The organism is Enterobacter sp. HNDS-6 (assembly GCF_039850505.1).
Classification (GTDB): Bacteria; Pseudomonadota; Gammaproteobacteria; order Enterobacterales; family Enterobacteriaceae; genus Enterobacter; species Enterobacter kobei.
Window position 1 is genome coordinate 1,163,309 of record NZ_CP156673.1, and the last position, 12,475, is coordinate 1,175,783.

General features: G+C 55.4%; 15 protein-coding genes and 1 pseudogene. 11 read left to right on the forward strand and 5 right to left on the reverse strand.

Annotated features, from left to right (window positions below; all coding sequences use genetic code 11):
* Positions 1-55 precede the first annotated feature (55 nt).
* From speA to ABFI50_RS05300, 4 genes and pseudogenes are all read right to left on the reverse strand, one after another.
* Positions 56-2,032: a biosynthetic arginine decarboxylase gene (gene speA / locus ABFI50_RS05285; RefSeq protein ID WP_014885182.1), complete on the reverse strand. Its 1,977-nt coding sequence runs from the start codon at positions 2,030-2,032 to the stop codon at positions 56-58.
* Between the two features lie 8 nt (positions 2,033-2,040).
* Entirely contained in the window at positions 2,041-2,172 is a 132-nt protein-coding gene (gene yqgB, locus ABFI50_RS05290) for an acid stress response protein YqgB (protein WP_127312443.1), read from the reverse strand.
* Between the two features lie 94 nt (positions 2,173-2,266).
* Positions 2,267-2,356 (reverse strand): annotated as a pseudogene (locus tag ABFI50_RS05295) (hypothetical protein); the annotation flags it as partial.
* 122 nt (positions 2,357-2,478) lie between these two features.
* The gene (locus ABFI50_RS05300) at positions 2,479-2,697 is read right to left on the reverse strand and encodes a hypothetical protein (protein ID WP_014885183.1); all 219 of its coding nucleotides are present in this window, start codon (positions 2,695-2,697) and stop codon (positions 2,479-2,481) included.
* 138 nt (positions 2,698-2,835) lie between these two features.
* On the opposite strand from ABFI50_RS05300, the gene metK reads away from it, so the two are divergent.
* The 8 genes from metK to ruvX all read left to right on the forward strand — a co-directional run bounded on the left by metK (position 2,836) and on the right by ruvX (position 9,882).
* Positions 2,836-3,990: a methionine adenosyltransferase gene (gene metK, locus ABFI50_RS05305; RefSeq protein ID WP_014885184.1), complete on the forward strand. Its 1,155-nt coding sequence runs from the start codon at positions 2,836-2,838 to the stop codon at positions 3,988-3,990.
* A gap of 335 nt (positions 3,991-4,325) precedes the next feature.
* Positions 4,326-5,723, forward strand: coding sequence for a galactose/proton symporter (galP, locus tag ABFI50_RS05310; protein ID WP_014885185.1), 1,398 nt, complete (start codon positions 4,326-4,328; stop codon positions 5,721-5,723).
* Positions 5,724-5,781: 58 nt separating this feature from the next.
* Positions 5,782-6,279, forward strand: a complete 498-nt coding sequence (locus tag ABFI50_RS05315) for a SprT family zinc-dependent metalloprotease (RefSeq protein WP_014885186.1) — start codon at positions 5,782-5,784, stop codon at positions 6,277-6,279.
* A 94-nt stretch (positions 6,280-6,373) separates the two neighbouring features.
* A complete protein-coding gene (endA, locus tag ABFI50_RS05320) occupies positions 6,374-7,081 on the forward strand; it encodes a deoxyribonuclease I (RefSeq protein WP_014885187.1) in 708 nt (235 codons plus the stop codon).
* A gap of 51 nt (positions 7,082-7,132) precedes the next feature.
* Positions 7,133-7,864: a 16S rRNA (uracil(1498)-N(3))-methyltransferase gene (rsmE, locus tag ABFI50_RS05325; protein ID WP_347485543.1), complete on the forward strand. Its 732-nt coding sequence runs from the start codon at positions 7,133-7,135 to the stop codon at positions 7,862-7,864.
* Between the two features lie 19 nt (positions 7,865-7,883).
* Positions 7,884-8,831: a glutathione synthase gene (gene gshB, locus ABFI50_RS05330; protein WP_023331278.1), complete on the forward strand. Its 948-nt coding sequence runs from the start codon at positions 7,884-7,886 to the stop codon at positions 8,829-8,831.
* Between the two features lie 74 nt (positions 8,832-8,905).
* Positions 8,906-9,466 carry a YqgE/AlgH family protein gene (locus tag ABFI50_RS05335; RefSeq protein ID WP_008499752.1) on the forward strand — a complete coding sequence of 187 codons (561 nt, stop codon included), beginning with the start codon at positions 8,906-8,908 and terminating at the stop codon, positions 9,464-9,466.
* The gene (gene ruvX / locus ABFI50_RS05340) at positions 9,466-9,882 is read left to right on the forward strand and encodes a Holliday junction resolvase RuvX (protein WP_006811925.1); all 417 of its coding nucleotides are present in this window, start codon (positions 9,466-9,468) and stop codon (positions 9,880-9,882) included. The genes ABFI50_RS05335 and ruvX overlap by 1 nt, the downstream gene beginning before the upstream one ends.
* Before the next feature lie 10 nt (positions 9,883-9,892).
* On the opposite strand, the gene ABFI50_RS05345 is transcribed toward ruvX, so the two are convergent.
* A complete protein-coding gene (locus tag ABFI50_RS05345) occupies positions 9,893-10,873 on the reverse strand; it encodes a type IV pilus twitching motility protein PilT (protein ID WP_014885190.1) in 981 nt (326 codons plus the stop codon).
* A gap of 17 nt (positions 10,874-10,890) precedes the next feature.
* On the opposite strand from ABFI50_RS05345, the gene ABFI50_RS05350 reads away from it, so the two are divergent.
* From ABFI50_RS05350 to yggU, 3 genes are read left to right on the forward strand one after another with little or no spacing between them, the layout of a single operon-like run.
* The gene (locus ABFI50_RS05350) at positions 10,891-11,592 is read left to right on the forward strand and encodes a YggS family pyridoxal phosphate-dependent enzyme (protein ID WP_014885191.1); all 702 of its coding nucleotides are present in this window, start codon (positions 10,891-10,893) and stop codon (positions 11,590-11,592) included.
* A 21-nt stretch (positions 11,593-11,613) separates the two neighbouring features.
* A complete protein-coding gene (locus ABFI50_RS05355) occupies positions 11,614-12,180 on the forward strand; it encodes a YggT family protein (protein WP_014885192.1) in 567 nt (188 codons plus the stop codon).
* Positions 12,177-12,473, forward strand: coding sequence for a DUF167 family protein YggU (yggU, locus tag ABFI50_RS05360; RefSeq protein WP_347485548.1), 297 nt, complete (start codon positions 12,177-12,179; stop codon positions 12,471-12,473). Before ABFI50_RS05355 ends, yggU begins: the two co-directional genes overlap by 4 nt.
* Positions 12,474-12,475 lie beyond the last annotated feature (2 nt).

The following is a 12,475-nucleotide window of genomic DNA, read 5'->3' on the forward strand; positions in this document are numbered from 1 at the left end:
ATAAAAAAGGGTCTGACCACGGTCAGACCCTTTTCATATTCAGCTGGCGGAATAATTACTCGTCTTCGAGATAAGTATACCCGTACAGCCCCGCCTCAAACTCTTCCAGGAACTGCTGCTGCAATGCATCGTCGAGACCGGTGTTTTTCACCTGGTCGCGGAACTGGGTCAGCAGCGTTTTCGGATCGAGCTGAACGTATTCCAGCATGTCTGCCACGGTATCCCCCTCGTCAGACAGCTCAACTTCCACGCTGCCGTCAGGGAAGACAAACACGTCAACCGCTTCGGTATCACCGAACAGGTTGTGCATGTTGCCGAGGATCTCCTGGTACGCCCCGACCATAAAGAAGCCCAGCATCGGCGGGTTCTCCGGGTCATACTCCGGCATTGGCATGGTGGTGGCGATACCGTCGCCGTCAACGTAGTGGTCGATAGCACCGTCGGAGTCACAGGTGATGTCCAGCAGCACCGCGCGACGTTCCGGGGCGTGGTTCAGCCCTTCCAGCGGCAGAACCGGGAACAGCTGGTCGATACCCCATGCATCCGGCATCGACTGGAACAGCGAGAAGTTGACGTAAATTTTATCCGCCATACGTTCCTGCAGCTCGTCGATAATCGGACGGTGCGCGCGGTTGCTCGGATCGAGCTGCTTCTGCACTTCATGGCACATGTTCAGATAAAGCTGCTCCGCCCACGCACGCTCCTGCAGGCTGAAGGTGCCTGAAGAGTAGCCGACGTGAATATCGTGCAGATCCATCTGGCTGTCGTGCAGCCATTCGCGCAGGGAGCGACGCGTGCCCGGCTCGTGCATCTCCTGCCAGGTTTCCCACATGCTTTGCAGGGAACGCGGTGCATCATCCTGCGGCGGCGTCGCTTCGGAAATTTCGCTACGCTCAACGCCGATGATATTAGAGACCAGCACCGTATGGTGCGCGGTCACCGCGCGACCGGATTCGGTGATCACCGTCGGGTGCGGCAGGCCGTGCTCTTCACAGGCATCACCGATCGCCCAGATGATGTTATTGGCGTATTCATTCAGACCATAGTTCACCGAGCAGTCAGACTGCGAGCGGGTCCCTTCGTAGTCCACACCCAGGCCACCGCCCACGTCGAAGCACTGAATATTCACGCCAAGCTTGTGCAGCTCAACGTAAAAACGGGCTGATTCACGCACGCCGGTGGCGATATCGCGAATATTGGCCATCTGCGAACCGAGGTGGAAGTGCAGGAGCTGAATGCTGTCCAGGCGACCGCGCTCGCGCAAAATTTCCACCAGCTGCAGTACCTGGTTCGCCGCGAGGCCGAATTTGGATTTTTCACCGCCGGAGGACTGCCATTTACCGGAACCCTGAGACGCCAGACGCGCACGCACGCCGAGGCGTGGCACCACGTTAAGACGTTCAGCCTCTTCCAGCACGATCGCGATTTCAGTCATCTTCTCGATAACCAGATAGACCTTGTGGCCCATCTTCTCGCCAATCAGCGCCAGACGAATGTACTCACGGTCTTTGTAGCCGTTACAGACAATGACCGAACGGGTCATGCCCGCATGCGCCAGAACCGCCATCAGCTCCGCTTTGGAGCCGGCTTCGAGGCCCAGCGGCTCGCCGGAGTGGATAAGGGACTCAATCACGCGGCGGTGCTGGTTCACCTTAATCGGGTAAACCAGGAAGTAGTCGCCTTTATAGCCGTAGGATTCACGCGCGCGCTTGAAGGCGGCGTTAATAGAACGCAGGCGATGTTGCAGGATCTGCGGGAAGCAGAACAGTGCAGGCAAACGCTGGCCCTGAGCTTCACGGGCTTTCACCAGTTTGGCGAGGTCCACGCGCGCTTCAGGGACGTCCGGATCCGGGCAAACGCTGATGTGGCCCAGTTCGTTGACGTCGTAGTAGTTATTGCCCCACCAGGCAATATTGTATGTGCGCAGCATCTTGCTGGCTTCCTGGGAGCTCATCGCAACCTCCTGCATAGAACGTAGTACACCCTGTTCGCCCGCTGACGAAGGCGAAAAAGAAGACATGTCGTCAGACATAGCGAACCTCAACTCTTTGTATTAAGTGTAAAACAGTTGACTACTATCGCAGCGTTATACGGCGATAACAACCCATAAACGGCTCCGTTTCCCAGCAGAGTATGCTGAAATCCAGACCGTGCGACCGGTTTCTTATTCATATCATTGTAAAACACGTATCCGAACTCTGTATGACAAGGTTCGGCGAAACCACGAGAAAACTCTTGTATTAACAAGAGCGCCCTTGTTCAGTTTTCACACAGCCTGACCGGCCCTGGAATCCTGAGAAGCGCCGAGATGGGTATAACATCGGCAGGTTTGCAGACTAGAAATGCGGGTTGCGGGAATCAAATGCGCGCCAGAACGGCTGCGCTGAATTAGCGGAAAACGATGGTTCATTATCTCGTATCACCTCCACGGCCGCCTCTGCTGAAACGGACCCCAAGCCAAAGCTAAAAGTTCACTGCTTAACCCGGCTGGAAGTGGCGACTCGATGAGTTCATCGAGCGCTTATTTTGTATGAGCCGCGCGCCGCGTTTTATACCGAGAAGGGGGCTAAAAAGCAAAACAAAAATGCGTGGGTTGCCAGCACCGTCAGGAAAAATTTCCAGCAGACATTTCAACGCCGTGAGAGATGAATCAAAAAAAACTGGAAATCGGGCGAAGAAGTGACCTAAAATAGCCATCCAGATGTTAATCCATCTATACTGATTAACACTCATACTGCCAGTGTCAAAAACCTGCAGGCCTTGGTAGAATTATCTCCTTTGGCTATTCCACACAGCAGCTTGAGCTAACCAAATTCCTCTTAGGTGAAATAAAACATGGCAAAACACCTGTTTACGTCCGAGTCCGTATCAGAAGGACATCCTGATAAAATTGCTGACCAAATCTCCGATGCGGTGCTCGATGCGATCCTGGCGCAGGATCCTAAAGCGCGCGTCGCGTGCGAAACCTATGTCAAAACTGGCATGGTTCTGGTTGGCGGTGAGATCACCACCAGCGCATGGGTTGATATCGAAGAGATCACCCGTAACACGGTGCGTGAAATCGGTTATGTGCATTCTGATATGGGCTTTGATGCCAATTCTTGCGCGGTGCTGAGCGCCATTGGCAAACAGTCTCCAGACATCAACCAGGGCGTTGACCGTGCCGATCCACTGGAACAGGGCGCGGGCGACCAGGGCCTGATGTTTGGCTACGCGACCAACGAAACCGACGTGCTGATGCCAGCCCCGGTCACCTACGCGCACCGTCTGGTACAGCGTCAGGCTGAAGTACGCAAAAACGGCACCCTGCCGTGGCTGCGCCCGGATGCAAAAAGCCAGGTCACCTTCCAGTACGATGACGGCAAAATCGTTGGCATCGATGCGGTGGTACTGTCTACCCAGCATTCCGAAGAGATTGACCAGAAATCCCTGCAAGAAGCAGTGATGGAAGAGATCATCAAGCCGGTTCTGCCGACCGAATGGCTGAGCTCTGCGACCAAATTCTTCATCAACCCAACCGGACGCTTTGTTATCGGCGGCCCAATGGGTGACTGCGGTCTGACCGGACGTAAAATCATCGTTGATACCTACGGCGGCATGGCACGTCACGGCGGCGGTGCGTTCTCTGGTAAAGATCCGTCTAAAGTTGACCGCTCTGCGGCATACGCGGCACGTTATGTTGCGAAAAACATCGTTGCTGCCGGCCTGGCTGACCGCTGTGAGATTCAGGTTTCTTACGCCATCGGCGTGGCTGAGCCAACCTCCATCATGGTTGAAACCTTCGGTACCGAGAAAGTGCCTTCAGAACAGCTGACCCTGCTGGTACGCGAGTTCTTCGACCTGCGTCCATACGGACTGATTCAGATGCTGGATCTGCTGCACCCAATCTACAAAGAAACCGCGGCATACGGTCACTTTGGTCGTGAACATTTCCCATGGGAAAAAACCGACAAAGCCGCCCTGCTGCGTGAAGCTGCCGGTCTGAAATAATCGACTGACAAGAGCGTTAAAAAAGCCAGCCTTTGTGCTGGCTTTTTTTATGTTTGGAACCGCTTACACGCCAGTCCATGTACCTCGCTTTCGGAATAATCTCTTTGCGTGATGGCATTTCTTGTGCTGTTACATTTCCTTTCAGTTAAGTCTGAAATGTATTCTTTCGCGATGCATATCACCTCATTTACCTCTATATTTTCAAAGCTTTAATAATTTTTACGGTTACACATCAGTGTAACCGATTACACCAATGTGATTAATCTCACATATTTTTACGGGTCACTCACCTACCCTTAACATCAATAAAACTGATAACCCAACTGGAGGGCATAATGCCTGACAATAAAAAACAGGGGCGTACGTCCAACAAGGCGATGACATTCTTCGTCTGCTTCCTCGCCGCCCTGGCAGGTTTACTTTTTGGCCTGGATATCGGCGTGATTGCTGGCGCCCTTCCCTTCATCGCAGACGAATTCCAGATTAACGCGCATACCCAGGAATGGGTGGTCAGCTCGATGATGTTTGGCGCAGCGGTTGGTGCTGTCGGCAGCGGCTGGCTCTCCTTCAAGCTCGGACGTAAAAAGAGCCTGATGATTGGTGCCATTCTCTTCGTCGCCGGTTCACTCTTCTCTGCTGCCGCTCCTAACGTTGAAGTGCTTATTCTTTCCCGCGTACTGCTGGGGCTGGCCGTCGGCGTCGCGTCCTACACCGCCCCGCTCTATCTCTCTGAAATTGCGCCAGAGAAAATTCGCGGCAGTATGATTTCGATGTACCAGCTGATGATCACCATCGGTATTCTCGGGGCTTATCTTTCCGATACCGCGTTCAGCTACAGCGGCGCATGGCGCTGGATGCTTGGCGTGATCATCATCCCGGCCATTTTGCTGCTGATTGGCGTCTTCTTCCTGCCGGACAGCCCACGCTGGTTTGCCGCAAAGCGCCGCTTCCACGATGCCGAACGGGTGCTGCTGCGCCTGCGCGACACCAGTGCGGAGGCGAAAAACGAGCTGGAAGAGATCCGCGAAAGCCTGAAGGTGAAGCAGTCTGGCTGGGCGCTTTTTAAAGAGAACAGCAACTTCCGTCGCGCAGTATTCCTCGGCGTGCTGCTGCAGGTGATGCAACAGTTCACCGGGATGAACGTCATCATGTATTACGCGCCAAAAATCTTTGAGCTGGCGGGTTATACCAACACCACCGAGCAGATGTGGGGCACCGTCATCGTCGGCCTGACCAACGTGCTGGCGACCTTTATCGCGATCGGCCTGGTGGACCGCTGGGGACGTAAACCTACCCTGACGCTGGGCTTCCTGGTCATGGCGATCGGTATGGGCGTGCTGGGCACCATGATGCACGTCGGCATCCACTCCCCAACCGCACAGTATTTTGCGGTAGGCATGCTGCTGATGTTTATCGTCGGGTTCGCGATGAGCGCCGGTCCGCTGATTTGGGTACTGTGTTCTGAGATCCAGCCGCTGAAAGGGCGTGATTTTGGTATCACCTGCTCAACTGCAACCAACTGGATTGCCAACATGATCGTCGGCGCAACGTTCCTGACCATGCTCAATACCCTGGGCAATGCCAACACCTTCTGGGTCTACGCCGGTCTGAACATCTTCTTTATTGTGTTGACCATCTGGCTGGTTCCAGAAACCAAACATGTTTCACTGGAACATATTGAACGTAACCTGATGAAAGGTCGTCCACTGCGCGAAATCGGCGCACACGACTAATCCTCTTGCGGGAGGCGCCTCTTGCGCCTCCCCGCTTCGCGCTTTATGCTCTGCCCCTATGAAAGCTCCCCGTCTCCCCATCGCCCTTCAGCAAGCCGTTATGCGCAGCCTGCGGGAAAAACTCGCCCAGGCGAACCTGAAGCTCGGTCGGAATTACCCTGAACCGAAGCTCGTCTATCAGCAGCGTGGCACCGCGGCGGGTACTGCCTGGCTGGAATCGTATGAGATCCGCCTGAACCCGGTGTTGATGATGGAAAACCAGCAGGCGTTTATTGAGGAAGTGGTGCCGCATGAGCTGGCTCACCTCCTGGTGTGGAAACATTTTGGTCGCGTCGCGCCGCACGGAAAAGAGTGGAAGTGGATGATGGAGGCAGTGCTGGGCGTTCCGGCGCGCAGAACTCATCAGTTCGAGCTGGAATCTGTACGTCGCAATACGTTCCCTTACCGCTGCCAGTGTCAGCAGCATCAGCTTACCGTCCGCCGCCATAATCGCGTGGTCCGCGGCGAGGCGACCTACCGCTGCGTCAAATGCGGCGAACCGCTTATTGCGGAGTAATCATTTGAACATTCAGGAACTTTCCTGATCTGACTGATTGCATACAGGAAAAACATTCGTTACGTTGCGGGCTCGTTTTGACACGGAGTGTAAGATGTCCCGTAATTTTTCTCTCGCGGTCGCCTTTCTGACGACAGCGTTCTCAGGCCATGCTCTGGCCGATGGTATCAACAGTTTTTCCCAGGCCAAGGCAGCAGGCGTGAAGGTGAACGCCGATGTGCCGGGCGATTTCTACTGCGGCTGTAAAATTAACTGGCAGGGTAAAAAAGGGGTCGTGGACCTGGAGTCCTGCGGCTATAAGGTGCGTAAAAACGAAAACCGCGCCAGCCGCATCGAATGGGAACATGTCGTTCCGGCATGGCAGTTTGGCCACCAGCGCCAGTGCTGGCAGGATGGCGGTCGTAAAAACTGTTCTAAAGATCCTGTCTACCGCCAGATGGAAAGCGATATGCATAACCTGCAGCCCGCCGTGGGTGAAGTGAACGGTGACCGCGGCAACTTTATGTACAGCCAGTGGAACGGTGGCGAAGGCCAATATGGCCAGTGCGGCATGAAGGTGGATTTTAAAGAAAAAGTCGCCGAGCCGCCTGCCCGCGCGCGCGGCAGCATCGCCCGCACCTACTTCTACATGCGTGACCGCTACGACCTCAACCTCTCCCGTCAACAGACGCAGTTGTTCAATGCGTGGGATAAGCAATATCCGGTGACGGAGTGGGAATGTCAGCGCGACGAACGCATCGCCAGAGTCCAGGGGAATCATAACCCGTACGTCCAGCGGGCTTGCCAGGCGCAAAAGAGCTAACCTACACTACGGCAATTCGCTTATCTCGCATGACATATGGAATTTCTGACTATGCGCATTCCTCGCATTTACCACCCTGAACTGATTACCGCAGGTCGCGAAATCGCCCTGTCTGACGACGCCGCCAACCACGTTGGCCGCGTGCTGCGCATGGGGGCTGGCCAGGCAATACAGCTTTTCGACGGCTCTAATCAGGTTTTCGAGGCGGAAATCACCCGGGCGGATAAAAAAAGCGTGCATGTGAATGTGTTGCGCGGTGAAGTGGACGACCGTGAATCGCCGCTGCACATCCACCTGGGCCAGGTGATGTCCCGCGGGGAAAAGATGGAATTCACCATTCAAAAATCCATTGAGCTGGGTGTAAGCCTCATTACGCCACTTTTTTCCGAGCGCTGTGGCGTTAAACTGGATGCGGAACGTCTGAACAAAAAGATCCAGCAGTGGCAGAAAATTTCCATTGCGGCGTGTGAACAGAGCGGCCGCAACCGCATACCGGAGATCCGCCCGGCAATGGACCTGGAGGACTGGTGTGCCGAAGAGGAGAGCGGACTGAAGCTCAATCTTCATCCGCGCGCCAGCGCCAGCATTAATACGCTGCCGCTGCCCGTTGAACGTGTACGCCTGCTGATTGGCCCCGAAGGCGGCCTGTCGGCGGACGAAATTGCGATGACGGCGCGTTACCAGTTTACTGATATTCTGTTGGGACCTCGCGTTCTGCGCACTGAGACAACGGCACTCACGGCCATTACCGCGCTACAGGTACGGTTTGGCGATCTGGGTTGAAGTATAAACGGAGAAGAACATGATTAAGCTCGGCATCGTGATGGACCCCATCGCAAACATTAACATCAAGAAAGATTCCAGCTTCGCTATGTTGCTGGAAGCGCAGCGTCGCGGCTATGAGCTCCACTATATGGAGATGAACGATCTTTACCTGATCAACGGTGAAGCCCGCGCGCGTACCCGCATCGTTAACGTCGAGCAGAACTACGACAAATGGTACGAGTTTGGCACCGAGCAGGATATTGCCCTGGCCGATCTCAACGTTATTCTGATGCGTAAAGATCCGCCGTTCGACACCGAATACATCTACTCCACCTATATCCTTGAGCGTGCCGAAGAGAAAGGGACGCTGATCGTCAATAAGCCGCAGAGCCTGCGCGACTGCAACGAGAAGCTTTATACCGCCTGGTTCTCAGACCTGACGCCTGAAACGCTGGTGACCCGCAGCAAAGCTCAGCTGAAGGAGTTCTGGCAAAAACACGGCGATATCATCATGAAGCCGCTGGACGGCATGGGCGGCGCGTCTATTTTCCGCGTGAAGGAAGGCGACCCGAACATTGGCGTGATTGCCGAAACCCTGACCGAACTGGGTACCCGCTACTGCATGGCCCAGAACTATCTGCCCGCCATTAAAGATGGCGACAAACGCGTTCTGGTCGTGGATGGCGAACCCGTACCTTACTGCCTGGCACGTATCCCACAGGGTGGCGAAACGCGCGGTAACCTGGCGGCCGGTGGACGCGGTGAGCCGCGCCCGTTGACAGAAAGCGACTGGGAAATTGCCCGCCGCGTTGGCCCAACGCTTAAAGCCAAAGGCCTGATCTTTGTTGGCCTGGACATCATTGGCGATCGCCTGACGGAAGTGAACGTCACCAGCCCAACCTGCATTCGCGAAATCGAAGCGGAGTTCCCGATCTCGATCACCGGAATGCTGATGGACGCTATCGAAAAACGTTTACAGAAATAATCTGTGACAGCGCCCGGCTTTATCCCCATACTGGGCGCTGTCGCTTTTTAAACCAGGAAACAGTACCTCTGACAATGAATTTACAGCATCACTTTCTTATTGCCATGCCTGCTCTCCAGGATCCGATTTTTCGCCGCGCCGTGGTTTATATTTGTGAATACAATGAAGACGGCGCGATGGGCATTATCATCAATAAGCCGCTGGAAAACCTGCAGGTTGAAGGGATTCTGGACAAGCTGAAAATCCCGGCTGAAGCACGACTGCCGGAGATCCGGCTTGATAAGCCGGTGATGCTGGGTGGACCACTTGCAGAAGATCGCGGCTTTATCCTGCATACCCCGCCGGTATTCTCTTCCAGTATCCGCATCTCCGATAACACCGTGATCACCACCTCGCGCGACGTGCTCGAAACGCTGGGTACCGCAGAACAGCCTTCCGAAGTGCTGGTGGCGCTGGGTTACTCGTCGTGGGAGAAAGGCCAGCTTGAGCAGGAAATCCTCGATAACGCCTGGCTTACCGCACCAGCGGACATGAATATTCTGTTTAAAACCCCGATAGCCGATCGCTGGCGCGATGCGGCAAAACTGATTGGCATTGATATTCTGACCATGCCTGGTGTCGCGGGGCACGCCTGATGAGCGGAACACTTTTGGCCTTTGATTTTGGTACCAAAAGCATTGGCGTCGCTGTGGGTCAGCGCATCACCGGTACCGCGCGTCCACTCACGGCCCTGAAGGCCAACGACGGCACGCCTGACTGGAATCTTATCGAACGTCTGCTGAAAGAGTGGCAACCGGATGATGTTATCGTTGGGTTGCCGCTGAATATGGACGGCACCGAACAACCCCTTACCGCTCGCGCGCGTAAGTTCGCCAATAAAATCCATGGCCGCTTTGGCGTCTCCGTGAAGCTTCACGACGAGCGTCTTAGCACCGTCGAAGCGCGTGCTGGCCTGTTTGAGCACGGCGGCTTCCGGGCGCTCAACAAAGGCAGCGTAGACTCCGCCTCTGCCGTCATCATCCTCGAAAGCTATTTCGAACAGGGCTATTAATCTCAGGGGCCTATAGCCGCCCCTGCGCCCGTCTCTCCGCCACGCTCTGATCAAAGTTCTGCATTCCCGCCTGCTGGCCTGTTTGAATGATACCGGGCAGTTGCCACGTTTTTCCTTCACGAATCAGATTTGCCGCCGCCGGGGTATTCACCAGCAGTTCATACAGCGCGACACGCCCACCCTGCAGGTCGGGAAGCAGCCTCTGTGCCAGCACCGCACGCAGGCTACCGGCCAGCTGGTTACGTACCGGGTCTTTCTCCTGCGCCGGGAAGGTGTCCACCAGCCGCTCAATGGCCTGCGAGGCACCCCGCGTATGCAGTGTCGCCAGCACCAGATGCCCGGTCTCCGCCGCCGTCAACGCGAGACGGATCGTCTCTGCATCACGCAGCTCCCCCAGCAAAATCACATCTGGATCCTCGCGTAACGCTCCGCGCAGCGCCTCGACAAAAGACGGGCAGTGCTGACCTATTTCCCGCTGCTGAATCAGGCAGCGTTCGCTCCGGTACAGAAACTCCACCGGATCTTCAAGCGTGAGGATATGCCCGTCAGTATGGTGGTTGAGAAAATCGACCATCGCCGCCAGAGTGGTGGATTTGCCGCTGCCGGTCGCCCCCGTCACCAGAATCAACCCGTTGTCACTGGATAACAGTTCCGGAATGGCACGCGGCACGCCCAGCGAAGAGAGTGGCGAACAGGTGCGTGGCAGCAACCGCAGGGCGATGGACACCCCGTTAATCTGCTTAAACGCACTCCCGCGCAGACGCTGGCCTTCTGCCACCGTCACGGCAAAATCGACCTGACCGTGAGCCCACCAGCTTCCCTGCTGCTCATCATTGAGCCACGCTTTTAATAACGCCCCGACATCAGGCGGCGGAAACGGCGCGGGTTCAAGGCGTCCTGACCGGCGCCAGCGGGGTGGCGAATCACTGCACAGGTGTAGATCGGAGACGTTATGCTTTACACTAAGGGCCACCATTTCTTCCACATCCATAGACTACTCCTCGGAAAATGAACGACATTGCGCATAACCTGGCACAGGTCCGGGACAAAATCTCAGCTGCCGCAACGCGTTGCGGCCGTGCTTCAGAAGAAATTACGCTCCTTGCAGTCAGCAAAACCAAGCCTGCGAGCGCCATCGCAGAAGCGATTGATGCAGGCCAGCGCGCATTTGGTGAGAACTACGTGCAGGAAGGCGTGGATAAAATTCGCGACTTCCGGGAAAAGGGGAATACGGATCTTCAGTGGCACTTTATTGGTCCACTGCAGTCGAACAAAAGCCGTCTGGTGGCAGAGCACTTCGACTGGTGCCATACGATTGACCGTCTGCGCATTGCCACACGCCTGAACGAACAACGCCCGGCAGAGATGCCAGCGCTTAACGTGCTGATACAAATCAACATCAGCGACGAAAATAGCAAGTCCGGCATTGCGCTAAGCGAGCTGGATGCGCTGGCCGCAGACGTGGCCGCCCTGCCACGCTTAACCCTGCGTGGGCTGATGGCTATTCCGGCGCCAGAGTCAAGTTATGAAAGGCAGTTTGCCGTGGCACAGCAAATGGCTGTAGCATTTGAGGCGCTTAAAGCGCGCTACAACACGGTAGACACGCTTTCTCTGGGCATGTCGGATGATATGGAAGCCGCCATCGCGGCAGGCAGCACTATGGTGCGCATCGGTACCGCCATTTTCGGTGCGCGCGACTACTCCAAATAATAAGGAAACTTGAGGAACGCCATGAAGACGTTGACTTTCCTGCTCTCAACGGTCATTGAGCTGTATACGATGGCGCTTTTGCTGCGCGTCTGGATGCAGTGGGCCCGTTGTGATTTTTACAATCCGTTCTCCCAGTTTGTCGTGAAAATCACGCAACCTATTGTCGGGCCTCTGCGCCGTATTATCCCGGCCATGGGTCCCATCGACAGCGCTTCGCTGCTGGTAGCGTTTATTCTTAGCGTTATCAAAGCCATCGTGCTGTTTATGGTCATCACCTTCCAGCCGATTATCTGGATTGCCGCCGTGCTGATTCTGATCAAAACCGTCGGTCTGCTGATTTTCTGGGTGCTGCTGGTGATGGCCATCATGAGCTGGGTGAGCCAGGGGCGTAGCCCGGTAGAGTATGCCCTGATTCAGCTGGCCGAGCCGCTGCTGCGTCCGATCCGTAACTTACTTCCCTCTATGGGCGGCATCGACTTCTCCCCGATGATTCTGGTTCTGCTGCTCTATGTGATCAACATGGGGATCGCTGAACTGCTGCAGTCTACGGGCGACATGCTGTTGCCGGGGCTGTGGATGGCGCTATGAGTGCCGTAAGCACCTGCGCTGACGGGCTGGTTTTGCGGCTGTATATTCAGCCGAAAGCCAGCCGTGACAGTATTGTTGGACTGCATGGCGAAGAGTTAAAAGTCGCCATCACCGCCCCGCCGGTTGACGGTCAGGCAAACGCGCATCTGACCAAATATCTGGCAAAACAGTTTCGCGTGGCCAAAAGCCAGGTCATCATTGAAAAAGGCGAACTGGGGCGGCATAAACAGGTAAAAATCCTCAACCCGCAATCCATCCCGACGGAAGTCGCGGCTTTGACAGAACAGGACTAAAC

What these genes read in the sequence shown, in the direction of transcription:
- speA (WP_014885182.1), bottom strand. Translation starts at nt 2,032, where the DNA reads ATGTCTGACGACATGTCTTCTTTTTCGCCTTCGTCAGCGGGCGAACAG.
- yqgB (WP_127312443.1), bottom strand. Translation starts at nt 2,172, where the DNA reads ATGAATAAGAAACCGGTCGCACGGTCTGGATTTCAGCATACTCTGCTG.
- ABFI50_RS05300 (WP_014885183.1), bottom strand. Translation starts at nt 2,697, where the DNA reads ATGGCTATTTTAGGTCACTTCTTCGCCCGATTTCCAGTTTTTTTTGAT.
- metK (WP_014885184.1), top strand. Translation starts at nt 2,836, where the DNA reads ATGGCAAAACACCTGTTTACGTCCGAGTCCGTATCAGAAGGACATCCT.
- galP (WP_014885185.1), top strand. Translation starts at nt 4,326, where the DNA reads ATGCCTGACAATAAAAAACAGGGGCGTACGTCCAACAAGGCGATGACA.
- ABFI50_RS05315 (WP_014885186.1), top strand. Translation starts at nt 5,782, where the DNA reads ATGAAAGCTCCCCGTCTCCCCATCGCCCTTCAGCAAGCCGTTATGCGC.
- endA (WP_014885187.1), top strand. Translation starts at nt 6,374, where the DNA reads ATGTCCCGTAATTTTTCTCTCGCGGTCGCCTTTCTGACGACAGCGTTC.
- rsmE (WP_347485543.1), top strand. Translation starts at nt 7,133, where the DNA reads ATGCGCATTCCTCGCATTTACCACCCTGAACTGATTACCGCAGGTCGC.
- gshB (WP_023331278.1), top strand. Translation starts at nt 7,884, where the DNA reads ATGATTAAGCTCGGCATCGTGATGGACCCCATCGCAAACATTAACATC.
- ABFI50_RS05335 (WP_008499752.1), top strand. Translation starts at nt 8,906, where the DNA reads ATGAATTTACAGCATCACTTTCTTATTGCCATGCCTGCTCTCCAGGAT.
- ruvX (WP_006811925.1), top strand. Translation starts at nt 9,466, where the DNA reads ATGAGCGGAACACTTTTGGCCTTTGATTTTGGTACCAAAAGCATTGGC.
- ABFI50_RS05345 (WP_014885190.1), bottom strand. Translation starts at nt 10,873, where the DNA reads ATGGATGTGGAAGAAATGGTGGCCCTTAGTGTAAAGCATAACGTCTCC.
- ABFI50_RS05350 (WP_014885191.1), top strand. Translation starts at nt 10,891, where the DNA reads ATGAACGACATTGCGCATAACCTGGCACAGGTCCGGGACAAAATCTCA.
- ABFI50_RS05355 (WP_014885192.1), top strand. Translation starts at nt 11,614, where the DNA reads ATGAAGACGTTGACTTTCCTGCTCTCAACGGTCATTGAGCTGTATACG.
- yggU (WP_347485548.1), top strand. Translation starts at nt 12,177, where the DNA reads ATGAGTGCCGTAAGCACCTGCGCTGACGGGCTGGTTTTGCGGCTGTAT.